General features: G+C 73.0%; 24 protein-coding genes. 10 read left to right on the forward strand and 14 right to left on the reverse strand.

Annotated features, from left to right (window positions below; all coding sequences use genetic code 11):
• Positions 1–59: 59 nt before the first annotated feature.
• Both QFZ71_RS02950 and QFZ71_RS02955 read right to left on the reverse strand, forming a co-directional pair.
• Positions 60–1478, reverse strand: a complete 1419-nt coding sequence (locus QFZ71_RS02950) for a HEAT repeat domain-containing protein (protein ID WP_307666679.1) — start codon at positions 1476–1478, stop codon at positions 60–62.
• 290 nt (positions 1479–1768) lie between these two features.
• Positions 1769–2161: an ankyrin repeat domain-containing protein gene (locus QFZ71_RS02955; protein WP_307666680.1), complete on the reverse strand. Its 393-nt coding sequence runs from the start codon at positions 2159–2161 to the stop codon at positions 1769–1771.
• 330 nt (positions 2162–2491) lie between these two features.
• Here QFZ71_RS02955 and QFZ71_RS02960 point away from each other — a divergent pair, with 330 nt between their 5' ends.
• Together QFZ71_RS02960 and QFZ71_RS02965 are read left to right on the forward strand one after the other, a co-directional pair.
• Positions 2492–2686, forward strand: coding sequence for a hypothetical protein (locus tag QFZ71_RS02960; RefSeq protein ID WP_030589427.1), 195 nt, complete (start codon positions 2492–2494; stop codon positions 2684–2686).
• Between the two features lie 37 nt (positions 2687–2723).
• On the forward strand, positions 2724–4382 hold the full coding sequence (locus tag QFZ71_RS02965) for a hypothetical protein (protein ID WP_307666681.1): 1659 nt from the start codon (positions 2724–2726) through the stop codon (positions 4380–4382).
• Positions 4383–4467: 85 nt separating this feature from the next.
• Here the strand turns inward: QFZ71_RS02965 and QFZ71_RS02970 are convergent, their stop codons facing one another.
• Complete coding sequence (locus tag QFZ71_RS02970; protein WP_307666682.1) at positions 4468–5967, reverse strand: PLP-dependent aminotransferase family protein; 1500 nt, start codon at positions 5965–5967, stop codon at positions 4468–4470.
• 102 nt (positions 5968–6069) lie between these two features.
• On the opposite strand from QFZ71_RS02970, the gene QFZ71_RS02975 reads away from it, so the two are divergent.
• From QFZ71_RS02975 to QFZ71_RS02990, 4 genes are all read left to right on the forward strand, one after another.
• Positions 6070–6789 carry a YitT family protein gene (locus QFZ71_RS02975; RefSeq protein ID WP_307666683.1) on the forward strand — a complete coding sequence of 240 codons (720 nt, stop codon included), beginning with the start codon at positions 6070–6072 and terminating at the stop codon, positions 6787–6789.
• Positions 6786–7547 carry a glycerophosphodiester phosphodiesterase gene (locus tag QFZ71_RS02980; protein WP_307666684.1) on the forward strand — a complete coding sequence of 254 codons (762 nt, stop codon included), beginning with the start codon at positions 6786–6788 and terminating at the stop codon, positions 7545–7547. The genes QFZ71_RS02975 and QFZ71_RS02980 overlap by 4 nt, the downstream gene beginning before the upstream one ends.
• Positions 7548–7593: 46 nt before the next feature.
• Positions 7594–8967, forward strand: a complete 1374-nt coding sequence (locus QFZ71_RS02985) for an MFS transporter (RefSeq protein ID WP_307666685.1) — start codon at positions 7594–7596, stop codon at positions 8965–8967.
• Positions 8968–9232: 265 nt separating this feature from the next.
• Positions 9233–9607: an RNA polymerase-binding protein RbpA gene (locus QFZ71_RS02990; RefSeq protein WP_003959706.1), complete on the forward strand. Its 375-nt coding sequence runs from the start codon at positions 9233–9235 to the stop codon at positions 9605–9607.
• Between the two features lie 148 nt (positions 9608–9755).
• Here the strand turns inward: QFZ71_RS02990 and fxsA are convergent, their stop codons facing one another.
• The 4 genes from fxsA to QFZ71_RS03010 all read right to left on the reverse strand — a co-directional run bounded on the left by fxsA (position 9756) and on the right by QFZ71_RS03010 (position 13962).
• Entirely contained in the window at positions 9756–10364 is a 609-nt protein-coding gene (fxsA, locus tag QFZ71_RS02995) for an FxsA family membrane protein (RefSeq protein WP_307666686.1), read from the reverse strand.
• A 148-nt stretch (positions 10365–10512) separates the two neighbouring features.
• Positions 10513–11283, reverse strand: coding sequence for a polyprenol monophosphomannose synthase (locus QFZ71_RS03000; protein ID WP_307666687.1), 771 nt, complete (start codon positions 11281–11283; stop codon positions 10513–10515).
• Between the two features lie 522 nt (positions 11284–11805).
• Positions 11806–13452, reverse strand: a complete 1647-nt coding sequence (locus tag QFZ71_RS03005) for an amidohydrolase (RefSeq protein ID WP_307666688.1) — start codon at positions 13450–13452, stop codon at positions 11806–11808.
• A 69-nt stretch (positions 13453–13521) separates the two neighbouring features.
• Complete coding sequence (locus QFZ71_RS03010) at positions 13522–13962, reverse strand: Lrp/AsnC family transcriptional regulator (RefSeq protein ID WP_073769944.1); 441 nt, start codon at positions 13960–13962, stop codon at positions 13522–13524.
• A 198-nt stretch (positions 13963–14160) separates the two neighbouring features.
• Between QFZ71_RS03010 and QFZ71_RS03015 the strand changes: the two genes are divergently transcribed.
• On the forward strand, positions 14161–14559 hold the full coding sequence (locus tag QFZ71_RS03015) for a hypothetical protein (protein ID WP_307666689.1): 399 nt from the start codon (positions 14161–14163) through the stop codon (positions 14557–14559).
• Between the two features lie 427 nt (positions 14560–14986).
• On the opposite strand, the gene QFZ71_RS03020 is transcribed toward QFZ71_RS03015, so the two are convergent.
• Positions 14987–16159, reverse strand: coding sequence for an acyl-CoA dehydrogenase family protein (locus tag QFZ71_RS03020; protein ID WP_307666690.1), 1173 nt, complete (start codon positions 16157–16159; stop codon positions 14987–14989).
• Positions 16160–16648: 489 nt separating this feature from the next.
• On the opposite strand from QFZ71_RS03020, the gene QFZ71_RS03025 reads away from it, so the two are divergent.
• Together QFZ71_RS03025 and QFZ71_RS03030 are read left to right on the forward strand one after the other, a co-directional pair.
• Complete coding sequence (locus QFZ71_RS03025; RefSeq protein ID WP_307666691.1) at positions 16649–17527, forward strand: 3-hydroxyacyl-CoA dehydrogenase family protein; 879 nt, start codon at positions 16649–16651, stop codon at positions 17525–17527.
• Positions 17524–18804, forward strand: coding sequence for a YhgE/Pip domain-containing protein (locus QFZ71_RS03030; RefSeq protein ID WP_307666692.1), 1281 nt, complete (start codon positions 17524–17526; stop codon positions 18802–18804). The genes QFZ71_RS03025 and QFZ71_RS03030 overlap by 4 nt, the downstream gene beginning before the upstream one ends.
• A 13-nt stretch (positions 18805–18817) precedes the next feature.
• On the opposite strand, the gene QFZ71_RS03035 is transcribed toward QFZ71_RS03030, so the two are convergent.
• The 6 genes from QFZ71_RS03035 to QFZ71_RS03060 all read right to left on the reverse strand — a co-directional run bounded on the left by QFZ71_RS03035 (position 18818) and on the right by QFZ71_RS03060 (position 24068).
• The gene (locus tag QFZ71_RS03035) at positions 18818–19735 is read right to left on the reverse strand and encodes a hypothetical protein (protein WP_307666693.1); all 918 of its coding nucleotides are present in this window, start codon (positions 19733–19735) and stop codon (positions 18818–18820) included.
• Between the two features lie 56 nt (positions 19736–19791).
• Positions 19792–20769, reverse strand: a complete 978-nt coding sequence (locus tag QFZ71_RS03040; RefSeq protein WP_307666694.1) for a 3-hydroxyacyl-CoA dehydrogenase NAD-binding domain-containing protein — start codon at positions 20767–20769, stop codon at positions 19792–19794.
• Between the two features lie 144 nt (positions 20770–20913).
• Complete coding sequence (locus tag QFZ71_RS03045) at positions 20914–21825, reverse strand: aldose 1-epimerase family protein (protein ID WP_307666695.1); 912 nt, start codon at positions 21823–21825, stop codon at positions 20914–20916.
• Positions 21826–21951: 126 nt separating this feature from the next.
• Complete coding sequence (locus QFZ71_RS03050; RefSeq protein WP_307666696.1) at positions 21952–23019, reverse strand: TrkA family potassium uptake protein; 1068 nt, start codon at positions 23017–23019, stop codon at positions 21952–21954.
• Positions 23020–23224: 205 nt separating this feature from the next.
• Positions 23225–23392 (reverse strand): hypothetical protein, encoded by a 168-nt coding sequence (locus tag QFZ71_RS03055; protein ID WP_307666697.1) that lies wholly within the window; start codon positions 23390–23392, stop codon positions 23225–23227.
• Between the two features lie 301 nt (positions 23393–23693).
• Positions 23694–24068, reverse strand: coding sequence for a helix-turn-helix domain-containing protein (locus tag QFZ71_RS03060; RefSeq protein ID WP_307666698.1), 375 nt, complete (start codon positions 24066–24068; stop codon positions 23694–23696).
• Positions 24069–24145: 77 nt separating this feature from the next.
• Between QFZ71_RS03060 and QFZ71_RS03065 the strand changes: the two genes are divergently transcribed.
• A complete protein-coding gene (locus QFZ71_RS03065) occupies positions 24146–24556 on the forward strand; it encodes a RidA family protein (protein WP_307666699.1) in 411 nt (136 codons plus the stop codon).
• Positions 24557–24628 lie beyond the last annotated feature (72 nt).

Raw genomic sequence — 24628 nt, forward strand, 5'->3', positions numbered from 1 at the left:
GCCCCGGAAGGCTCCGGGAGGAGGGTCCGGGAGCGGCCCTCCTCCGGGAATCCGTGCGGTCAGACCGCCGAGGCGTCCGGGCCGATCCGGCTCCGTACCGCGGTCTGGACCTCGGCCTCCTCGGCCGGATCGGCGGCGAGGCGGCGCAGCCGTTCGGCGACGCGGATGTCGCCGGTCTCGGCGTGCAGGGCGGCCACCTCGCGGGTGGTCTCCTCGCAGTCCCACAGGCACTCCACCGCGAACCCGGTCGCGAAGGACGGGTCGGTGGCGGCCAGGGCGCGGGCGGCCCTCCCCCGCAGGTGCGAGGAGGACGTCTCGCGGTAGACGTGGCGCAGCACGGGGGCGGCGCAGCTGATGCCGAGGCGGCCGGCTCCGTCGACCAGGGTCCACAGACGGGGGGCGTCGGGTCCGTCGCCGCGTACGGCCTCCCGCAGCGCGCCGAGGACTTGGGGAGCGTCCTGGGCGGTGCCTCGGCAGGCGAGCACTCCGGCGGCGGAGGCTCCCAGGGCGTCGGGGCGGTGGGCCCAGCGCCGGGCCCGCCGCACGGCGTCGTCGGCGGTCATCCGCTCGAAGGCGGCGACGGCCGTGTCGGCGACGGTGCGGGAGGGGCTGATCGCGGCGGCCTCGATGAGGTCGAGGACGACGGGTTCGCCGGCCTCCGCGAGGTAGTGCAGGGCGGCGCAGCGGGCGCCGTCGGGTCCTCGGCGGGCGGCCTCGACGATCCGGGGGAGGTCGTCGGGTCCGGCGACGGCGGTGAGGCAGCGGGCTGCGGGGACGTGCAGTTCGCTGCCGCGTTCCAGGGCCTCCTCGGCCCAGTCGAACACCGCCTGGACGCTCCAGCCGGGGCGGGGGCCGCCGGGGCGCATCTGGCGCTGCCACCGGTCGAACGAGCCTTGTTCGCCGGCGGCCCGGACGCGGGCGCCGACCGCTTCGCGCGGGTCGTCCGCCCACAGCCGCCAGGGGCGTGGCTCGAAGGCGTCGCGTACGGCGGCGGCGAGGTCGGCCGTGCCCTGGTCGGTGGCCGGGAAGCGGGCGAGGACGGGCAGCGCGAGGGAGCGCAGGCCTGCGTCGTCGTCGCGCAGCGCGAGTTCGTCCAGGGCCCAGGCCCAGTTGGCGCCGGTCGTCGCGTAGCGGCGGAGCAGGGCCAGGGCGTCGTCGCGCCCGTAGGAGGCGAGGTGGCCGAGGACCGAGAGCGCCAGCCCGGTACGGGTGTCGTCGGTGTCGGTGTGGTCGTCGGGATCGAGGAGGTGCCGCTCGATCTCCTCGATGCCGCCGTCGAGGTCGAGATAGAGGCGCGCGTAGTAGAGGGAGCGGTTCTCCACCTGCCAGTCGTGGCGGGGGTCGCTCACGACGCAGTGGTTGAGGGCCGCGAGGGCCTCGGGGCGCGGTGCGGCGAGCGCGTGGAGCGTGCCGTCGCCGCGGCCCCTCTGCAGCAGGCCGAGCAGGGTGCCGCTCGGCGCTATGAACGGATCGAACATGGGAGAAAGCCTCACATCAAGCTGTCGACGCAACCGGGACTGTGCAGTGCCCCGTGCCTCTCGGCACGCGGGGGTGTCCGGGGGGACACCGTTACGCCGCGCAGTGACATGATCGGCCGACCGCCGTCCTTCGCCTGGTGTAGAGCATCTTCCTCTGCCTCTCGTCGGTGGCCCTGGGCGGGCCCGCGACGTCATGATGACCCAGCCATTTCGCCACCGCGACCACATTTACGACGGACCGGTCAGCGGAGCCCACGGCGGACGCCCCGAGCAGCGGCCCCGCCGCCGACTCACCGCGCACCGAAGCGTTCCAGCAGGTCGGACTTGCCGAACATCCGGGCCGTGTCCAGCGCGGACGGCGTTCCGGCCGCCGGGTCGGCGCCGGCGGCGAGCAGGGCGTCGACGACGGCGTCCTCGCCCTTGAAGACGGCTCCGGCCAGCGGGGTCTGGCCGCGGTCGTTGGCCCGGTCCGGGTCGGCGTCGCGGGCGACGAGGGCGGCGACCGTGGCCGCGTGGCCGTGGTAGGCGGCGAGCATCAGCAGCGTGTCGCCCTGGTCGTTGGTGAGGTTGGCGGGCACCCCGGCCTCGACGTACGCGATGAGCGCCTCGGTCTCGCCGCCGCGGGCCAGGTCGAAGACCTTGGTCGCCAGCTCGACCACCTCGGGATCAGGGGTTTCGCTCATCGGACGGGCCGCCTTCCTCGACTGCTGTCGCGGCTGTCACCGCCGCGATCGACCTGGTGTGGGCCGTACGGCACGGGGGCCGTACGAGTGAATCGACAGGGTACTGGTCCTGAGCCCACATGGCCCGGCCCCGACCCGGCGAGGGATCACCGCGGCTGATCCTTCCCCGCACGGACCGGGCGATGCCGCTCCCCGCGAGCCCTTTTCCCTGGGCCGGTCAAGTGAAAGTGCGCCATATTCACTCGATTGCACCTTTTGTCATATAGATACTTCGCGTGATCCTGGAAGAACTCATGGTGACCGTCCCCTTCGACCAGGAGAGAACCGCTCATGATCCTTTCCATCTCGGGCGTGGTACTGCTCGCCGTCATCGTCTTCCTGTTCTTCAAGAAGGACGGGCTCAAGGCGTCCCACGCCATCGTCTGCGCACTGTTCGGCTTCTACCTGGCCGGCACCGCCATCGCACCGAGCATCACGGCGGGCGGGGCGAGCCTCGCCGGCCTGCTGGGCGGGATCAAGTTCTGACGCTCCGCAACCGCTCCCACCCCTTCAGGAGACCGATGTGGCCCGGCGACCACTCCCCCGCATTCTGAGCAGCGGCAGCGTTTCGATCACTCGTGGCAGAGAGATCGCGCGCACGGCCGCCGACAGCGCCACCGATGTCCTCCATCCGCTGATCACGGTGGTCCGCGGTCTGCGGCTGCTGGCCGTGGCCGGTCGGCGGAACTGGGCCGCGACGCCCAGGGAACGGCGTGGTCCCAAGCTGTTCCTCGCCGCGGCCTGCGTGCTCGCGGCGGCGCTCGTCCCGTTCGGGCCGATCCTGGCCCTGGTCACGGTGATGGGCGTGGCCGCCTGGAAAGGGCGGGAGCGGACCCCCGCGCGAACCGGGCCCGACGAGTCGGAGTGCGCCCGCCTGCGCTCCCTGTACGAGGCGCTCGTGCCGTACTTCTCGACGGCCGACGACCCCGAGCCGCTGTTCGCCCACGGCGGCGACTGGACGAAGGCGTTCGACGCGTACGCCTTCGACCGGGACGGGCGGCTCACCCGGCTCCGGATCGCCTACCCGGCGTACTTCACGGACGGCGAGGCCGCCGCCCGCTCCCGGATCGAACAGCTGCTCCACGCCAAGTCCGGACGGGGCCGCGAATACCACTTCGGCTGGGACGAGGAGGCCAACCGCCTCGTCATGTCCGTGCTGGACGCGCTCCCCACCACCATCGCCGCACAGCGCTTCGTCACCGCGCCCGGCGAGACGGTCCTCGGCTTCACGGACCCGGACGCCGTGTCCCGCACCGTCCCCGTGCGCGACGGCGACTCCACCGTGGACGCCCCGCCCGTTCTCTGGCGGACCGGCGGGCGCTCGACCGAGCCCCACCTGCTGGCCGTCGGCCAGCCCGGCGGCGGCACCACGACCCTGGTCCGCTCGATCGCCCTGCAGGCCCTCCAGGGCGGGGACGTCATCGTCATCGACGGCAGCGGGACCGGCGAGTACGCCGCGCTCGCCGGGCGCGCCGGCGTGCTCGCCGTCGAGTCCGGACCCGGCGGGGCGCTCGCCACGCTGGAGTGGGCGGCGCACGAGACCGAACGCCGGCTGATCACCGCCAACCGGGCCCGGCAGAGCGGCCACCCCGTGCCGGACGACATCCTGCGGCCACTGTGGATCCTGCTGGACCGCCCCGGCGCGCTGGGCCATCTCGCGGCGGCCGACGGCAGGTGCGACCCGCAGGAGCTGCTCCGTGTCCCGTTGCGGCACGGCCGGGCCGCCCAGGTCACCGTCGTCCTGGCCGAGCAGTTCGACGCGTTGGACACCCTCACCGGGACCGTGCTGAACCACACCCGCGCCCGCGCGGTCCTCGGTCCGGCCTCCCGCGAGCAGATCGCCGCGGTCCTGGGCGCCGAACCGCACACCACCCCGCCGCCCCGCGTCCCGCCGGGGCGCGGCTATGTCCGCCTCGGCACGGGACCGGTCCTGCGCCTCCAGGTGCCGGCCACCCCGGACCCGTACGACGACGACGCGAGCGACGCGCACCGGGAGGCGGTCCTCGGCCTGCTGCCCGGCCGGCACGCCCCGGCGGAGGCGGAGCCCGCGTGGGAGTCCGCCGCCGAGGGCCGCACGACGGAGCAGGTCCCCGTGTCCGTGGAGACGGCGCGGGCGACGGGCGGCGCGGCCGGGCCGTCCGGGCTGCCGGCGGAGGCGCAGCCGGCGGGCGCGGAGAGCTGAGCCGGGAGCACGGCCGCCCCACCGCGGGCGGGCGGCGGACCGTCACCGGTCCGCCGCCCGCAGCCGTCCGTTCCCCCGGAAAGCATCAGGCCACGAAGGACCGCGGGGTGTCGGAGGCCGCGCCGGCCCCGGAGCGCACCAGTTCCACCGCCGCCGCCAGACGTACGGCCGCCTCGTCGGCGACCGGCCCGCTCACCGTGAACGGCAGCCGTACGTACCCCTCGAACGCTCCGTCCACCCCGAAGCGGGGGCCGGACGGCACGCGGACCCCGACGCGTTCGCCCGCCACCGCCAGCCGCGACCCGGAGAGGCCCCCGGTGCGCGCCCAGAGGGTCAGGCCGCCGCGCGGCACGGCGAACTCCCAGTCCGGCAGCTCCCGGCGCACCGCCGCGACCAGGGCGTCCCGGTTCTCCCGCGCCTGGCTCCGGCGGAGCTCCACGGCCTCCTCCCAGCCGCCCGTGCCCATCAGCCAGTTGATGGCGAGCTGCTCCAGTACGGGGGTGCCCATGTCGGCGTACGCACGGGCGGCGACCAGGCTGCGGATGACGTCCGGGGCCGCGCGCACCCAGCCGATGCGCATCCCGGCCCAGAACGCCTTGCTGGCCGAGCCGACGGTCAGCACGGTGCTGCCGGCCGGGTCGAAGGAGCAGACCCGGCGCGGCATCGCGGTGTCGGGGTCCAGGCGGAGTTCGATCATCGTCTCGTCGACGACCAGGACCGTTCCGGCGGACCGGGCCGCGTCCACCAGGTCCCGCCGCTGCTGCTCGTCGGTGAGCGCGCCGGTGGGGTTGTGGAAGTCGGCCACCACGTAGGCGAGCCGGGGCGCGGCGTCCCGCAGCACCTGACGCCAGCGGCTCATGTCCCAGCCGCCGAGCCCTTCCTCCATCGCGACCGGGACCAGCCGGGCGCCGGTCCCGCGCATCAGCTGGAGGATGTTGGCGTAACTCGGGGACTCGACGGCGATCCGCTCGCCGCGGCCGGCGAAGAGATGGCAGATCGCGTCGATGGCGCCCATCGCCCCGGTGGTGACCATGATCTGCTCGGGCATGGTCGGGACGCCGAGCGCGGTGTAGCGTTCGGCGATCATCCGGCGCAGGGCGGGCAGCCCGGCCGGGTAGTCGCCGTGCGTGTGGGCGTACGGCGGGAGCTCCTCCAGCGCGCCCTGGACCGCGCGGGTCAGCCACGGCTCGGGCGCGGGCAGCGCCGCACAGCCCAGGTCGATCATCGAGCCGAGCGATTCCGGCGGCAGCGGTTCGAGGCCGCGGGCGGGCAGCGGGTTGCCTGCCGGGGCGGCGGTCCAGCTCCCCGCGCCGCGCCGCGACTCCAGGAAGCCCTCCGAGCGCAGCGCCTCGTAGGCGGCGGCGACGGTCGTGCGGCTGACGGACAGGGCGAGGGCGAGTTCGCGTTCGGCGGGGAGCCGGGCGGCGACCGGGACCCGGCCCTCCAGGACCAGCAGGCGTACGCCGTCGGCGAGCGCGCGGTAGGCGGGCGGCTTGCGGCCGGCGGGCCCGGTGGGCCGGGCCTGCTGGCTCCGGAGCTGACGGGCGAGCTGGGCCGCGCCCACCGTCGATGTCCACTGCACCATCGAAATCAGTCCACCTTCCTCGAATTGGCCATAGTTGGTGACCGATCCCCTGCCACAGAGTGACACGAAGCAGTCCACCATCACTACGTCGAGGGGCACAACGTGGCCGGCACCACGGACCGGAGCAGCACCCACCTCACCCGGCGGCTGGTCCAGCTGTACGTCGGTCTGGCTCTCTACGGCGTGAGCTCCGCGCTCCTGGTCCGGGCCGGGCTCGGCCTGGAGCCGTGGGGCGTACTGCACCAGGGGCTCGCGGAACTGACCGGGATCTCGATCGGGGTCGTGTCGATCATCGTCGGCGCGGTGGTACTGCTGCTGTGGATCCCGATGCGCCAGCGGCCGGGGCTCGGCACCGTCTCGAACGTCTTCGTCGTCGGGCTGGCGATGGACGGGACACTCGCCGTGGTCGGGAATCCGGACGGGCTCGGGTTCCGCGTTCCCGTGATGGTCCTGGGCATCGTGCTCAACGGGGTGGCGACCGGGCTGTACATCGCGGCCCGGTTCGGGCCGGGGCCGCGCGACGGCCTGATGACCGGGCTGAACCGGGTCACCGGGCGCTCCATCCGGCTGGTCCGCACGGCGATCGAGGTGGCGGTCGTGGTCACCGGCTTCGTGCTGGGCGGCTCGCTGGGGGCGGGCACGGTGCTCTACGCCCTGGCCATCGGCCCGCTGGCCCAGTTCTTCCTGCGGATCTTCGCGCTGCCCGAACCCGCCGACGCGGCCGCCACCGCCGCCCCGGAGGGCCCGTCCGCCCCCGCGCCGCCCGCCGGTTCCGGCCCCGTTGCCGCCCCGGAGTCCGGGCAGGCCATACTGCCGCAGTGAAACCGAGCCACCCCTATCTGGACCATCCCTCGCCGATCGCCTTCGCCCATCGCGGCGGGGCGGCGGACGGCGTGGAGAACACCGTGACCGCCTTCCGCCGGGCGGCCGACGCGGGTTACCGCTACTTCGAGACCGACGTGCACACCACGGCGGACGGTCGGCTGGTCGCCTTCCACGACGCGACGCTGGACCGGGTCACCGACGTCCGCGGCCGGATCGGCGATCTGCCGTGGAGCGAGGTGCGGCGGGCCAGGGTCGGGGGCAGCGAGCCGCTGCCGCTCTTCGAGGAGCTGCTGGAGGAGTTCCCCGAGGCCCGCTGGAACGTGGACCTCAAGGCCGCGTCGGCGCTGGAGCCGCTGCTGGACCTGATCCGCCGGACGGACGCCTGGGACCGGGTCTGCGTCGGCTCGTTCTCGGAGGCGCGGGTGGCCCGCGCGCACCGCTTGGCGGGCCCCCGCCTGGCCACCTCGTACGGGGTGCGCGGCGTACTGGCGCTGCGGCTGCGCTCGTACGGCGTCCCGGCTCCGCTACGGGCGGGCGCGGTCTGCGCCCAGGTGCCGGAGAGCCAGGGCGGCATCCCGGTGGTGGACGCCCGTTTCGTCCGCGCGGCGCACGCGCTCGGGCTCCAGGTCCACGTGTGGACGGTGAACGAACCGGATCGGATGGCGGCTCTCCTGGACCTCGGCGTGGATGGCATCATGACCGATCACATCGAGACGCTGCGTACGGTGCTGAGCGAGCGGGGGGCCTGGTCCTGACGCCCGGTCCGTCCGCGTGCGCAGGGGACGAGCGAGGGGGCGCGGCATGAGCACCGGCACCGCAGGGAAGGCCGATCCGTCCGGGGGCCGCCCGGACGACGGGACGGCCGCCGCCCGCAAGCGCGAGCAGCACGGCTGGTACTTCTACGACTTCGCGTGCTCCGTCTACTCCACCAGCGTGCTGACCGTCTTCCTCGGCCCGTATCTGACGTCGATCGCCAAGGCGGCGGCCGATCCCGACGGGTTCGTGCACCCGCTGGGCATACCCGTGCGCGCGGGCTCGCTGTTCGCGTACTCCGTCTCGGCGTCCATCGTGGTGGCCGTGGTCCTGATGCCGGTCGTCGGCGCGGCGGCGGACCGTACGGGACGCAAGAAGCCGCTGCTGGCCGCGGCCGCCTACACGGGGGCGGCGGCGACCGCGGGGATGTTCTTCCTGGACGGCCACCGCTACCTGCTGGGCGCCTTCCTGCTGATCGTGGCGAACGCCTCGATCTCCGTGTCGATGGTGCTGTACAACGCCTATCTGCCGCAGATCGCCGAACCGGAGGAGCGCGACGCGGTCTCCTCGCGCGGCTGGGCCTTCGGCTACACCTCGGGGGCCCTCGTCCTGGTCCTCGACCTGATCCTGTACACCGGCCACGAGTCGTTCGGGCTGGCGGAGTCCGACGCGGTACGGATCTGCCTCGCCTCGGCCGGTCTGTGGTGGGGCGCGTTCACCCTCGTACCACTGCGCCGGCTGCGCGACCGCCGGGTGGTGCCGAGCGGCGAGGGAGCGGTCGGCTCGGGGTGGAAGCAACTGCGGGCGACCCTGCGCGACATGCGGCGCCATCCGCTGACGCTCTCCTTCCTGCTGGCCTATCTCGTCTACAACGACGGCATCCAGACGGTGATCTCCCAGGCATCGCTGTACGGCTCCGAGGAGCTGGGCCTGGACCAGACGACGCTGATCGTGGCCGTGCTCCTGGTGCAGGTCCTGGCCGTCGCGGGGGCGCTCGGCATGGGGCGGCTCGCCCGCACGTACGGGGCGAAGCGCACGATCCTGGTGTCGCTGGCCGTGTGGACCCTGATCCTGCTCTCGGCCTACCTGCTGCCGGCCGACGCGCCCGTGTTCTTCTTCGTCCTGGCGGCGGCGATCGGTCTGGTGCTGGGCGGCAGCCAGGCTCTGTCACGGTCGCTCTTCTCGCACCTGGTGCCGCGCGGCAAGGAGGCGGAGTACTTCTCCGCGTACGAGATGAGCGATCGCGGACTGAGCTGGCTGGGGCCCCTGGTGTTCGGTCTGGCCTACCAGGTGACCGGCAGCTACCGGGACGCGATCATCTCGCTGATCGTGTTCTTCGCCCTGGGCGCGGTGCTGCTCGCGCGGGTCCCGGTGCGGCGCGCGGTGGAGGCCGCGGGCAATCCCGTGCCGGAACGGATTTAGACGTTGAAGTCAAAGGCCGGTAGTGTACGCCTTTGGCCTGCCCGGAGGACCGTTACTGCCGGTGGAAGCAGCTCGACCGTTGAGTGACAACATCCACGAGAGGTGACAAACCGGGCATGGGCGGGTACTCAACCCAGACAAGGCAGCGGCACGACGGGCGACGCATGACCGGCAACGGGAATCTTTGCCGCCGACCGGACGTTGACCGGATGACGACGACAGCGACATTTTGTCCTGTGGGCGACAAGCCCGGGAGGCACGATTCATGAGTGAGCGAGCTCTCCGCGGCACGCGACTTGTGGTTACCAGCTACGAGACGGACCGCGGCATCGATCTGGCCCCGCGCCAGGCGGTGGAGTACGCATGCCAGAACGGACATCGATTCGAGATGCCGTTCTCGGTGGAGGCGGAAATTCCGCCGGAGTGGGAGTGCAAGGCGTGCGGCGCCCAGGCACTCCTGGTGGACGGGGACGGCCCCGAAGAGAAGAAGGGCAAGCCGGCGCGCACGCACTGGGACATGCTCATGGAGCGGCGCACCCGCGAGGAGCTGGAGGAGGTGCTGGCCGAGAGGCTGGCGGTTCTGCGCTCCGGAGCCATGAACATCGCCGTGCACCCGCGGGACAGCAGGAAGTCTGCCTGACCGCGTAACACCGCACAGCAGCACTGAGAGCCGCGGGCCGTGACACAGATCCTGTGTCACGGCCCGCGGCTCTTGGCATGCCCCCGCGGCACGGCTGCCGATGACGTGCGGCGCGGCTCCCGGCCGGGGCCGGGAGCCGCGTTCCGCCTCAGGGCGCGAGAGGCGGGCGGGGGCCCCGTGGTTCGTCGTCCGGCCCGGCGGAGGTCCGGGGGCCGTCCTCGCGGATGACCTCGCCCTGGACGACCTTTCCGTCCGGCCGGTGGATCCTCGCCTGCTGGAAGGCGTCCGAGAAGGTGCCGGGCGCGGCGGCCCGCATCCGGCGCTCCAGCGAGCGCTCCGTGGAGCGGCTGATCATGGTGCGCACCGGCGGCACCAGCAGGATCAGTCCGGCCGCGTCCGAGATCAGGCCGGGGATCAGGAGCAGCAGCCCACCCAGCATCAGCAGTCCGTTGCCGCGGGTACCCTTGCCGCCCGTGATCGCGCCCGCGGGCTCGGCGGACGCGCCGGGCTGTCCCGGCATCTGCTGGAGGGTCTCGGTGAGGTTCTTGAAGGCGCGTCGGCCGGCGCTCTTGATGACCACGGAGCCGAGCACGGCGCCGGCCACCAGGATCAGCAGGACGGTGAGGCCGCCCGCCGCAGAGGCGACGAGGGTCAGCAGCCAGATCTCCAGGACCAGCCAGGCGGCCAGGGCCGGCGGCAGGAATCTGCGGACGCGCGAGCGCCGGGGACGGGTCGGGGGCGGGGTGCCGGTCGTCATGTTCCCAGTGTGCCCGTACCGGGGTGCGAGCCGCGTAAGGGGGTGATCATGGAGCGGCGTGGGCCGGGCGCCCGCGATCGGCGATCCGCCGCGCCCGGTATCCGGGCCCGGTCCGCCGTCTGCGGCCTCCGGTCCGCCGCCCGTGGTGTCAGGGGGTGGTCTTGCGGCCCAGGGCCTTGTTCGCGCGGGAGGTGATGCCCCAGCCGGTGACCCGCCACAGCGCCTCGACGAGGATGTCGCGGCTCATCTTCGAGTCACCGATCTCCCGGTCGACGAAGGTGATGGGGACCTCGACCACGTGGTAGCCGGCCGCGACCGCGCGGCGGGCCAGGTCCACCTGGAAGCAGTAGCCCTGCGAGGCGACCTCGCCCAGCCCGAGGCCGTCGAGCGTCTCGGTGCGGAAGGCGCGGTAGCCGCCGGTGACGTCCCGGACGGAGAGACCGAGGGCGAGCCGGGAGTAGAGGCTGCCGCCGCGCGAGATGACCTCACGGCTCCTGGGCCAGTTGACCACCCGGCCACCGGGCACCCAGCGCGATCCGAGGACCAGGTCGGCGCCCTTGAGCGCGGTGAGCAGCCGGGGCAGCTCCTCGGGCTGGTGGGAGCCGTCGGCGTCCATCTCGACGAGTACGCCGTAGCCGTTCTCGCGGCCCCAGGCGAAGCCGGCGAGGTAGGCGGCGCCGAGCCCTTCCTTTCCCTGGCGGTGCAGGACGTGGACCTGGTCGTCGGCGGCCGCGATCTCGTCGGCCGCCTTGCCGGTGCCGTCGGGGCTGTTGTCGTCGGCCACCAGGATGTGCGCATCCGGGACGGCGGCGCGCACCCGGCCGACGATCGGTCCGATGTTCTCGACCTCGTTGTAGGTCGGAATGATCACCAGGACCTTGCCGAGCGGGCCGAACCGCCTCTGACCGCCGTCGTTCACTACTGCCCCTTAGAGTCCGTGCACAGGGGGACACCATATCCAGCGCACGGGCCGCCGGGGGGCCGCCCCCACCACGGTGTCCGGCTCGCGGGACCCACAGGGATCTCGCCGCGGAGCTGCGGATCGGGGCCCGGCGCCCTTCGGGCCGACCTGGGACCCGCTGGCTGCGGGTCGACCGAAAGCCGTTGTCTACTGAACGTCCGGGCCCCACCCGGGTCGCACCCTCCGTCCGGCCGAGACCTTCCCTCGCCCCCGAGGCGCGGGCGCTGAACCTGGCTGTCAGTGGTGGTGGGCCGGTGCGGCACACCACCTCATGACCCAGCGGCGTTCGACGACTGCGTGGAGGTTCGACCGGTCGGACGTCCTGTGGTGGACCCGGCCGAACCTACCGGCCCCCGGCCGCTTTCTGTCAACAGCCGGGTGACCTGCGACTTCTTCCGGAATCACCTGGTCAGCACCGAAGGGCCGCAGGTCGCGGACGGGTGATCGGACCACCGGGCGGCGGTACGAAATGTCCTGACGTCACTCGTTCGGTCGCACGTAGACCGTTTGTCCGAGGACCACGGTCCGCAGGCAGACCGGGAGGTCGGCTCCGGGTGTGAGATCGGGCAGACCGGGCGTGCCGGACCGGGGGTCGGTGGACCACCGGGCGACCCGGTCGTCGGGGGCCTGGACCAGGAGTTCGGCGGTGCGCCAGACGGCGTAGTCGGCCGGGGCGCCGGGCACCAGGAGGCCCGCGTCGTCGCGGCCGGCGGCCCGCCAGCCGCCCCGCGTGTGGGCGGTGAAGGCGGCGCGGACGGAGACGCGGTGCTCCGGGGTGCGGTGGTGGGCGGCGGCCCGCACGGTGCCCCACGGGTCGAGCGGGGTGACCGGGCTGTCGGAGCCGAAGGCGAGGGGCACCCCGGCGCGCAGCAGCGCCGCGTAAGGGTTGAGCCCGGCGGCCCGTTCCGCGCCGAGCCGCTCGGCGTACATGCCGTCCGGGCCGCCCCAGGCGGCGTCGAAGGCGGGCTGGACCGAGGCGGTGAGGCCCAGTTCCGCGAAGGCGGCGATCGTCTCGGGGGTGAGCATCTCGGCGTGCTCGACACGGTGCCGGGCGGCCCGGATCCGGTCGAGGCCGAGCGTCTCGGCGGCGGCCCTGATCCCGTCCACGACGGCGGTGACCGCCGCGTCGCCGATGGCGTGGAAGCCCGCCTGGAGTCCCGCCTCGGTACAGGCGGTGACGTGGCCGGCGATCCGGGCCGGGTCCAGATGGGCGGTGCCGGTGTGCGGGGCGTCGGCGTAGGGCTGGTGCAGGCAGGCGGTGTGCGAGCCGAGGGAGCCGTCGACGAAGAGGTCGCCGGCCGCGCCGATCGCGCCGAGTTCGCGGATGCGCCGGGCGTCCTTCTCGTTCGTGACCTCCTCGGCCCAGAGGCCGAGGACGCGCGGCCCCGGCCGGTCCGCGGCGAGCGCGAGCAGGGCGGTGAAGTCCTCCTCGTCGGAGATCTCGGGCCCGCCGCACTCGTGCACGCTGCCGATGCCGAGGGATGCGGCGTGGTCGAGGGCGGCGCGCTGGGCGGCGGTCCGCTGGGCGGCGGAGAGCGCGCCGTGGGCGGCGGCCCGTACCGCGTGGTGGGCGTCGCCGGTCAGCGGCCCCTCCGGGTGGTACCCGTGCATCGCGGTGACGCCGGGGACGAGGTCCAGCAGGGCCGTGGTGACCACGGCGGAGTGGACGTCGATCCGCGGCAGGTAGAGGGCCCGGCCGCCGGCCGCCTCGTCGAGCTCGGCGCGCGAGGGGTGACGCCGCTCGGGCCAGCGGGCGGAGTCCCAGCCGTGTCCGAGCAGGACGTCCCCGGCGGGGCGGCCGGCGCCGAACGCGCGGACGAGGCCCAGGGCGTCGGAGAGGGTGCGGGCGTCGGAGAGGTCGAGTCCGGTCAGGGCCAGGCCGGTGGCGGTGGTGTGCACATGGGCGTCGGTGAACGCCGGGGTGACCAGGGCGCCTTCGAGGTCGACCACCTCGTCCACGCCGCTCGCGAAGGCGTCCGCCGCCCCCTCGGACCCCACCCAGGCGACATGGCCGCGTTCGACGACCATCGCGGTGGCGAACGGGTCGGCGGGGCTGTGGACGTCGCCGCCGCGCAGCAGCACGGTGCGGTGGTCGGGGGCGCTCTGGGGGGCGGTGCTCTCACTCATGGGACCAGTCTCGCGCCTGCCGCCCACCGCCCGGCCCCCGCCCCCTCCGGCGAGGGCGGCGCCCGGGGCTCAGATCCGCGGCGGCCGGGCCTCGTACGGGGTGGACAGCACGACCGTGGTCCGGGTCGAGACGCCCGCGAGCGTACGGATCCGCGTGAGCAGGTGCTCCAGCTCCAGCGGGGTCGCCACCCGCACCTTGAGGATGTAGTTCTCGTCCCCGGCGACGCTGTGGCACGCCTCCAGTTCGGGCACGCCGGAGAGCCGCTCGGCGATGTCGTCGGGGGCGCTCGGGTCGAACGGCTTCACCGAGATGAACGCGGTGAGGGGCAGTCCGACGGCCTCGGGGTCCACGACCGCGGCATAACCGCGGATCACCCCGCGCTGCTCCAGTCGGCGGACGCGCTGATGAACCGCCGAGGTGGACAGGCCCGTGGCCTTGCCCAGGTCGGTGTAGCTCATCCGCCCGTCCTTGACGAGCAAATCGACGATCTGACGGTCCAGCTCCTCCATACGGATCAACCTATGGCCCCGGGAGCCGGTCGGCACAGCCCTGCGGGCCATGGAGGGGCACCTGCGGGCGGCATGTGACGAATGCCACATGTTTACGGGTCGGTAGCAAGCCCTCGCGTGGTTACCGGCCATGCGCGGCGGGAAGTGCTTGCTGTGGTCGAGGCCACGGGCCTTGTCGGCCCACCCGAGGGGGAATTCATGCAGAGCCTGAAGCTCACCGGACGTACCGAACCGGAGCCTGTCGATCCGGACGAGGACGGCACCGCCGACGCGTACGACATGTGCGAGATGGTCCGGGTGATCTGCCCGGACTGCGCCCAGCCCATCGCGCTGCTGGCCGACGAGGACGCGCTGCCGGAGCACGCCAGGTGCCCCTCGCCGTGGAACCCCTTCGTCCTCACCGTCTGCGCCGGGACCGGCCGCGGCGTGGCCGACGCGCGGCCGGCGGACGAGACGCTGGAGCTCCAGGAGCAGGAGGCCGGGCTGCTGTTGACGCTCCCCCAGGGCCTCGACTGGCGGATGCAGCCCTTCTCGCACGCCGGAGGACCCGGCTCCCGTCCGCTGCGCGTACCGCGGATGCGGCGCGACGCCGCCTGATCCGTACGCCGTGGAGGCGCCCCGCACCATGTCGGCCCGGCCGCCGTGGTGCCGGCGGTCTCCCTCCGCGGGGCACCGGCGCGAAGGGCGGACACCCACGAACGGGCGGTCGAATCGGCGTGGCAGTGACCCCGGCCCGCCCCGCCGCGTTGGCCGGGTATGACCACGCTGCCTTCGCCCGTCGGGTCGGGCCGTCGCCGACTCGCTCCGCCCGCCCCGGAAGAATCGGTTCCGCAGCCGGGAGCGCCCGCTCAGCCGCTGCCCCGGTCCACGGGGGCCTCGCCGATGGGCTCCCCCGCGGACCCGCCGATCTACAGCGCGCTGCTCCGACAGTGGGAGAGCTCCGGCCGTACGGTGCCGGGCCGCCGCGACGCGGAGTGGAACCAGGCCGCGGCGCTGCCCTCCTGGACCGAGGGGGCCTCGCGGTTCAGCGCGTCTCGGGACCCGCGAGGTGGCGCGCGATGACCATGCGCTGGATCTGATTGGTGCCCTCCACGATCTGGAGCACCTTCGCCTCGCGCATCAGCCGTTCGGCCGGGAAGTCGAGCGTGTAGCCGTATCCGCCGAGCACCTGGACGGCGTCGGTGGTCACCCGCATGGCCGCGTCCGTGCAGAACAGCTTCGCCATGGCGGCCTGCCGGGAGAACGGCTTCCCCGCGTCCCGCAGCCGCGCGGCCTCCAGGTACAGCGCCCGCCCGGCCTCGATCTGGGTGGCCATGTCGGCGAGCATGAACCGCAGCCCCTGGAAGTCCGCGATGGGACGGCCGAACTGCCGCCGGTCGGTGGCGTACCGGACGGCCTCGTCCAGGGCCGCCTGGGCGACCCCGACGGCACACGCGGCGATGCCGAGCCGCCCGGAGTCGAGGGCGGACAGGGCGATGGCGAAGCCCTGGCCCTCCTCGCCGATGCGCCGGTCGTCGCCGACCCGTACGCCGTCGAAGTGGAGCTGTGCGGTGGGCGAGCCCTTCATCCCCATCTTCTTCTCGGGGAGCGCGGCGTTCAGCCCCTCGGCGTCGCCGGGGACGAGGAAGGCCGTGATGCCGCGGGCACCCTCGACGCCGGTCCTGGCCAGCACGGTGCAGAAGTCCGCGACGCCGCCGTGGGTGATCCACGCCTTGGTCCCGGTGATGACCCAGTCGTCCCCGTCCCGCACGGCCTTGGTGCGCAGCGAGGCCGCGTCGGAGCCGGAGGCGGGTTCGGAGAGGCAGTACGCGCCGAGCAGACCGCCGGAGAGCATGTCCGGCAGATGGGCGGCGCGCTGTTCGTCCGTTCCGTAGCCGGCGAGGGCGTGGCAGGCGAGGGAGTGGACGCTGACGCCGAGTCCGACGGTGAGCCGGGCGGCGGCCAGCTCCTCCAGGACCTGGAGGTAGACCTCGTAGGGCTGGTCACCGCCGCCGTGGGCGGAGTCGTACGGGAGGCCCAGGAGTCCGGACTCGGACAGGAGGGAGAAGACCTCGCGCGGGAAGACACCCGCTTCCTCCTCCTCGGCCGTCCGGGGAGCGATCTCCTTCGAGGCGATGTCGCGGACGAGCTCCACGAGCTGCCAGGACTCCTCGGTGGGCAGACGGCGTTCCACCGGCTGCGGGGCACGGTCGGTCATGACGGCGCTCTCCTCCCTGTCGGGCGTTGCGGCGGTCGCGCGCTCGGGGTGGGAGAGGCGCCGCCGGGTGATCCCCCGGAAGTGAGCCGGGGAAAAACAGACTGCCGCGCCGATCCTGCCCTTCCGGATCACGGGGGCACGGCCATCGGCTGTGGCGCGTTGAGTATGCCCGATCGGACGGCTCCCGTCACGGGGTGACGGAGCAGGTCAACGGCCCGACGTGCCCTGGAAGGCCGCCGCATCGGTCCGCGCCGTCGACCCCACGGGTCCGGTCCTTCCACGGCGCCCTCGCACGTCCGACATGTCGATGCCGACCGGGCGCCGTCCGCCCGGTAGTTCGACCGGCGTCCCGCAGAGGTGCGCCCTGTGGCCCGCCGCGCGCCGTGTCCCCCGTACGGCGGTCTCCGATCGCCGCCGGCGGGCCCCGGACCGAGACTGATCCGGCAGCCGACGCGCGGCAGCGGCATCCGTACGAGAAGAGGCACACCCATGTCTTTCACGCTCCCCGGGAACATCGAGGAACGACCGGTCGCGGTCATCGGCGCGGGCACCCTCGGGCGCCGGATCGCGCTGATGTTCGCCGACCGCGGCGGGCTGGTCCGCATCCACGACAAGTCCGGCGAGGCGGGCGCCGCCGCGCGCAGCTACGTCGAGGAGCAGCTTCCCGACCTGGTCACCCGCATCGACGGCGGCAGGGCGGGGCGGGTGGTCGTCACCGACGACCTGGCCGAGGCCCTGTCCGACGCCTGGCTCGTGGTCGAGGCCGTGCCCGAGCACCTCGACCTGAAGAAGGAGATCTTCGGCGAGCTCGACCGTACGGCGGCCTCCGACGCGATCCTGGCGAGCAACTCCTCCTCGTACGCGTCGAGCGAGTTCATCGACCGGGTCAGGCACCCCGAGCGGGTGCTGAACATGCACTTCTACATGCCGCCGCGGCAGAACGCCGTCGACATCATGTCGGACGGCGCGACCGCTCCCGCCGTCATGGAGTTGCTGAAGAAGGTGCTGCCCAAGTACGGGGTGTTCCCGTTCGAGGCGCACAAGGAGTCGACCGGCTTCATCTTCAACCGCATCTGGGCCGCCATCAAACGTGAGGCGCTCTCCGTGGTGGCGGAGGGGGTCTCCACCCCGCAGGACGTCGACGAGATGTGGAAGATCAACATGGGTCTCGAGGCCGGTCCCTTCCGCATGATGGACCAGGTCGGACTCGATGTGGTCCTGGACATCGAGAACCACTACGCCGAAGAGAACCCCCACCTCTCCCCCGGCCCGCGGGAGCTGCTCAAGAAGTACGTGGACGCGGGCCACCTCGGCGTCAAGACGGGGCAGGGCTTCTACACGTACGACCGGCCCGACGCGACCGCATGACCGCCGAACGCCACCGTACGGCCGTCGATGCCGGGAGGCTCCGGGCGCTGCTCGGACGGCCGAAGCTGTGGATCATGCCCGGACTGCTCACCGCCGTGGTCGCCCTGGTGCTGTCCCTGCTCTACATGGGCGGCATCCTCGATCCGGAGAACCGTCTGCACAAGTTCCCGGTCGCTCTGGTGAACGAGGACGCGGGCAGGCCGCTGCCGGGGGCCGACCAGAACCTGGGCGCCCTCATCAGCGCTCAGGTCATCGACGCCACCTCGTCCGACGAGGTGCGGTGGCGCCGTCTCGACACCGCGGAGCTCAAGGGCGAGCTCGCCTCCGGGAAGATCTATGGCGCCCTCGTCATCCCGAAGGGCTTCACGGACGACGTCCGGTCGCTCGGCGGGCGCGAGGCCACCCGGCCCACCCTGACCGTGCTCACCAACCCCGGCATGGGCAGCTTCGGTTCGTCCTTCGCGTCCCGGATCGGGCAGCACGCCGCGCAGGAGGCGTCGACGAGGATCGGGAAGCAGCTCACGTCCTCACCGGCCTTCGCCGACGCCGGCCCGGCTGAGGGGCTGCTGCTCGACGACCCGGTCGCGGTGGTCACCAAGGTCGGGCATCCGATCGGCGACCACAGCGGCCTGGGGCTCAGCGCGTTCTACTACACGCTGCTGCTCGTACTGGCGGGGTTCCTGGGGGGCAACATCATCCACAACGGTGTCGACACCGCCCTGGGCTACGCGGACGCGGAGATCGGGCCGTGGCACACGCGCCACCGCACCGTTCCCGTCAACCGCACGGAGACCCTGCTGCTGAAGTCGGTCATGACGGCGGTGCTGTGCCTGCCGATGACCGCCCTGGTCATGCTCGCGTGCATCACGATGCTGGGGATGGACGCCTCGCACGTGCCGCTGCTCGCACTGTTCTCGTACTGCTCGTGCCTGACCGTGGGCCTGGGTGTCCAGGCGATCAACGCGGCCTTCGGCCACATCGGCCAGATCGTGTCGATGTTCGTGTTCATCGCCCTGGCGCTGCCGTCCTCCGGGGCCACGATCCCGCTGGAAGCCGTACCCGGCTTCTACCGGTTCCTCGGCACCTTCGAGCCCATGCGCCAGCTCGTCTCCGGGGTCCGGGCCATCCTCTACTTCGACGCCCGCGCCGACGCCGGGCTGGCCCGCGCCTGGATCATGCTCGCGGTCGGGTTCGGCCTCGCACTCGTCTTCGGTTTCCTGATGACCCGCTACTACGACCGCAAGGGCCTGCACCGCATGGTGCCGCAGCCGAGCTGACGGCGGGGGTCCGTCAGGACCCCTCGGGCAGGAGGCAGAGCCCGGTCAGAGGGAACGGCACGTCGACGACTTCGTACGGCTGCCGTCCGGCGGCGGGGCCGTCGGGCAGGGGCACCGCGCGGAGGTGGCCGCCGAGGTCGGAGACGTAGGCGATGCCCGCCTCGCCGTCGACGGCGAGGCCGATGGCTTCGGCGAACCCGTCCGCGAGGATCTCGGGGCTGCGTCCTCGTGCGCCGGGTTCGGGGACGGGTGCGCGGTTGAGCGTGTTGCCCGAGGGCGGTGCGCCGCGGTCGGTCCAGTAGAGCCGGTCGCCGTCGAGGTGGAGGTCGATGGGCTCGGGGAGCCCGTCCCAGAGCACCTCGATGTCCGAGCGGTTCGCGGCGGTCCCGCCGGGCGGGATCTCCAGACCCGCGCGGAGTATGCGGCCCCGACCGCCCTTGGCCGGGCCCTTCTGGGTCCAGTACAGAAAGCCCCGGTCCGGGTCGACCGCGACCCCGACGCACTCGGCCATGATGCCGTCCTCGGCGGGGTTCACCACGAGGTCGGTCGGGCCGCCGCCGTCCACCCGGACCCGGCTGACCCGGTGGCCCTCCCGGTCCCCCCAGTACAGCGTTCCGGCGCCGTCGGAGGTCAGCTGCTTGCCGGTGGTGATCGCACCCGGTGGGACCACGTCGCGCCGGAGGCCGCCGTCCAGGTCCACGGCCTGGACACCGCCGTTGCGACGGGAATAGTCCTGCCCCTCCTCGCCGGAGGTACCGGGGTCCGTCAGCGGCTCGCCCATGGTGGTCCAGTAGGCGGTGTGCGAGTCCACGACGATGCCGTCGGGCGCGTCGCCCGCGTCCTCGACGAAGGTGTCCGCCCGGCCGTCGACGGTGCTGATCCGCAGCACCTTTCCGGGTATCACCTGCAGTGCCAGCAGCTCTCGCTCCATGATGGCCGTCCCTGTTCCTGAGCGGCCGGGCCCCTTGGATCCCCGGCCGGGGGGTGTCACCGCGATCGGTCGTCGCCGGATGGCGGTTCGGTCCAGCCGAGCGGCCCGAGGACGGCGCGGGTGCGGCCGTCGCGGAGCTCGGCGAGGCGCTCGTAGGCGGGTTGGCCGGTGCCGTACGCCTCTTCGACGGCGTCGAGCACCTCGCCCATCCGGGCCGGGTCCGCGGTGCCGGTCTCGAAGGCCATCTGGGATCCGACGTGCCGGGCCAGGTGCCGCATGCCGCCGGGACCGCCGCCCAGGACACCGCTCTCGAACGGGCCGACGGTCGCCCAGCGCAGCCCGAGCGAGGCCCGCACCAGATCGTCGAGGTCCCGCACGTCGATGACCCCCTCCTGGACGAGGTGGGCGGCCTGGTCGTTGAAGACCTTCTGGAGGCGGTTGCCGACGAAACCGGGGATCTCCTTCCTCAGCCGGATCGGCAGCTTGCCCAGCTCCCGGTAGACCTCGACCGCACGGTCGACCGTGCGGCCGGACGTACCCGGCCCCGGCACGACCTCGACGAGCGGCATCAGCTCCGGCGGATTGAACGGATGGCCGACCACGATGCGCTCCGCCGCCGGATTGCCCCGCGCGATCACCGACGGCAGCAGGGAGGACGAGGACGAGGCCAGCACCACACCGTCACGCGTGTGCGCGGCCAGCGTGGCGAACACCTGCTCCTTGACCTCGACGCGCTCGGGCCCCGCCTCCTGCACGAAGTCCGCACCGTCCGCCGCCCCGGCCAGATCCGCGGTGGCCGTGACCGCCACACCGGCCAGATCCCGCGCCACCACCTCCCGCAGATCGGGCCGCGGGTCGCTGACCCGGACCTCCCAGCCACCCGCGGCGAACAACCGCGCCCAGGAGACACCGATGACGCCGGCACCGACGATCGTCACGACCGCCACGAAGACCACCACCCGCTGAGAGGGGAAGACCTGCTCGGAGCTGCTCGGCCGCTGCTCCTGTTCCAGGGAACGGGAGCGGCAGGGCACCGGCAACTCGGGTGGCCGGGCGGGGCCCGGCCACCCGGGACGGCTCGTACGGGCCCTCGTCGGCGGGACCTCGCCGACGGGTCGTTCGGGGCCCCGATGGCCGGGCCGCCCCGGACAGCCCGCACAGACGTTCTCCTGCCGGGGTCAGCCGTGAACAACGCCCCAGCTGCCCGTGTACGACTCCCCCGGGGCGAGCGTGATCAGGTCGGTACCGCTGGCCAGGGCGTTGGGCGGGCCCGTCATCGGTTCGACGCCGATGCCGCGGCGGTGCGAGGCGGACGGCACCTGGTCCGCCGTGTAGACCTCCAGCCACGGCTGGGCCTCGTCCAGCCAGAAGCGGGTGGCGCGGCGCGAGCCCTCCAGACGGACCCAGGCCCGCCCGTCGGCGTCGCGGTCGAGACCGGTGAAGGCCACGTCGACGGTCTGCGTACCGATGCGGCGCGGGGCGGTGAAGTCGTACTCCGTGCCCGTGACGTCGATCGTCGGGCCGGAGGGGAGCATCCGCTCGTCGACCGGCTGGTAGCGGTGGCCGGGCAGGGTCAGCACGCAGTCGTCGAGCGGTTCGCCGACCGTCAGGTAGGGGTGCGTGCCGTGGGCGTACGGGGCGGGGCGGGTGCCGGCGTTGCGGGCCACGACCCGGACGGTGAGACCCGTACCCGCGTCCAGGGTGTACGTGACGGCGAGATCGAGGCGGAACGGGTAGCCCGTCGACCCGAGCAGGCTGTAGGCGAGGGTGATGCCGTGCGGGTCCTGCCGTACCGGCCGCCAGGTCGTCCACCGCACGAGGCCGTGGATCGCGCAGTCCAGCTCGGGTTCGGAGACGTCGAGCTGGTATTCCGTGCCGCCGAAGGTGTAGCGGCCGCGGTCGACCCGGTTGGGCCAGGGGATCAGCAGCTGGCCGAAGGCCGCCGGGGCCGGCTCGTCGGGGCCGTACGAGAGCAGGAGCGGTTCGCCCCGGTGGCTCAGCTCCCTGAGGCCCGCGCCCGTCTCCGTGACGGTCGCCGCGTAGTCACCGGCCGCCAGTCGGTACTGCTCTCCTGTGGTGTCCTCGCTCATGGGCTGATGGCTGTCCACCGAAGGCGGGTTGGTACCGGTCGGCGCCCGTTGTCGGCCGATCGGGCGGGTTTCCTGCTCCGTACGGCTCCTCCGCGCTGCCGGGCGCCGCCCCGGGTGCGCCGTCGCTCAGTTCTTCCCGTCCTGGTCGGCTGCCCGCCGGTGGGATCCGGGCGCTTCGCGGGCGATGACCAGGCGGTCGTCGGCCCGGACGGCGCCGATCCGGGGGTCGCTGTAGCGCAGGGGCCGCCCGTCGCGGACCACGGCGAGGACGGGTTCGGAGATCTGCCGGGGGGCTTGGCCGACCTCCTCCGGCTTCGGGGAGCGTTCCGCCACCTCCAGCCCGAGTCCGGCGGAGAGCAGTTCCTCCAGCACGGTGCCGACCGCTGGGCTCAGCGATGCGACGCCGAGCAGGTGCCCGGCCGTCTCGGAGGAGGTGATGACGTTGTCCGCGCCGCCTTCACGCAGCAGGACGACGTTCTCCGCGCGGGCCACGGAGGCGGTGATGACGGCGGTGGCGTTCATCCGGCGGGCGGTCAGCGCGGCGAGGACGGCTGTGTCGTCGCTCGCGGTGGCGATCAGCACGTGCCCCGCCTTGCCGAGTTCCGCCCGTTCCAGCACGTCGGAGCGGGTCCCGTCACCGACGATGCCGACGAGGCCGTGCCGGTTCGCCTCGCCGACGGCGGCCGCGCTGACGTCGACCACCACGATCTCGCGGGGCAGCGTTCCCCGCGTCCTCAGCGTGGCCACCGCCGCCCGGCCCTTGGTGCCGTAGCCGACCATCACGGTGTGCTGTCGCACCTTGTTCCTCCAGGTCTGCTCACGCCACTCGGCGCGGGTCCGCTCCGTCAGCGCGCTGATCGTGGTGCCGACCAGGACCAGCAGGAAGCCCAGCCGCAGGGGTGTGATCACCAGGGTGTTCACGATCCGTGCGGTGTCGCTGGCCGGGACGACATCCCCGTACCCGATCGTGGTCAGGGTGACGGCCGAGTAGTAGAAGCTGGTCAGCAGGCCGAGAGGGTGCCCGGTGGAGTCCCGGTAGCCACTGCGCCCGAGGAAGACCACCACCGTGCCGAGGACGATGAACCCGAAGGCGAGGGTGAGCCGCGAAAGGATGATCCGGAGCGGTCCGCGTGCCCGGTGGGGAAACTCGAAACGGGACCGCCGGCCGGCCTGGTCCTCGTCCTGAACGTCCACAGGGCAGAGTCTCCGGCACAACCGGAACGGCGACCACCGGAGAGCGCGGGCCGGGCGAACGTGCCGGGCGATCCGGCCGCACCGGCGGTCCGGGCGGGCCGTCATCCGGTTCCCGGACGGCCGGGCAGGCCGGATCGGGCAGGCTGCGTGCGCGTGGCCGCCTCCGCCTGGTGTTCGGCGGAGACGGCCACGTGGGGGGAGCCGGTCAGTCGTCGCGGTTCTCCGGGTCCGGAGGAAGGCCCACTTCCTCACGGTCCTCCTCCAGGCGCTCCTCCAGCCTCCTCTCGTCGGGGCGGCGAGGCATGCCGCGTCCGTGACCGGTGTCGGGGTTGCCCTCGACCTCTTCGTTCGACTTGTGGTGGTGATGGGCCATCGGTCACTCCTTGTCTTCGGAGGCGGCGGGCAGAGAACGGCCGCTGACGTACCGGTCGGCTCGGCCGCGGCGAGGCGGCGCGGCGACGGATGCGCCGCGGGCGCCCGTGAGGTGATGCCGCGGCTCGGAACCAGCGCTCTCCGAGGCGAGAACGCCGGGTCCGGGGCCAGAGGGAGTGGCGGCTCCGGAGTCGCCGCCCACGGCCACCCGCTCCGCGATGTCGCCTTCGCCCCGGTTCATGGAACGAGCTTCGCACGGGTGCCGGAACCGCACGACCGGGGGAACAGCGGGAAGAGCAAGCTCAGCGGCCGGACTCGTCCTCCCGCGTATCGAAGCCTTCGCGGGCGTGTTCGATGGCGGGCATGTTCTGCGAGGCCCACGCCAGCAGCACGTCGATGGGGTGTCGAAGGGTCTTGCCGAGCGGAGCGATCCGGTAGCTGACCGCCACGGGACGGGTGGAGACGACCTCGCGCTCGATCACGCCGTTGCGTTCGAGCCGCCGCAGCGTCGCGGTCAGAGACTTCTGCGAGACCCGGGGGATGGCCCGGCGCAGTTCGTTGAAGCGGCAGGGGCGTTCGCAGAGTTCGCTGAGGACGCTGAGGGACCACTTGTCGAGGATCTGGTCGAGCAGTTCCCGGTGCGGGGCGTCGATGCGGAGTTCGTCGTCGGTATCCATGGCGAAACCTGGTCTCGTTGAAGTGTCTTTCTCCTACTAGGTAGCTTACAGATACCTACTTCGGAGGAGAGAGAACCATGACTGTTCAGCACTTCACCCCTGACGGCATGCTGCAGCCGGTCCCGTACCACCATGTCGCCGTGGGGACCGGGACCAGGCACGTCCATGTCAGCGGCCAGGTGGCACGCCAGGCCGACGGGACTCCGGTCGCACCCGGCGACCTGGCCGGACAGGTCGCCCAGGCGCTGCACAACACCGCCGTCGGACTGGCCGGTGCGGGTGCGTCGTTCGCGGACGTCCTGCGTCTGACGTTCTACGTGACCGGGTGGAGCCCGGAGAAGGCGGGCGACTTCATGGCCGGAGTCGAGTCGGTCGCCGACGAGCTCGGCCTCGGCCTCCCCATGCCCCCGGCCTCCCTCATCGGCGTCGAGTACCTCTTCGAGCCGGACGTCCTCGTCGAGGTCGAGGCGACCGCGCTCCTGGACTGAACCTCTTCCGGGCGAGGTGCACGGCCTGCCGTTCCACCTCGCCCGCGAAGGGCCGCCCGAGGTGCCCGTACT

This window comes from Streptomyces sp. V2I9, assembly GCF_030817475.1.
Lineage (GTDB): Bacteria > Actinomycetota > Actinomycetes > Streptomycetales > Streptomycetaceae > Streptomyces.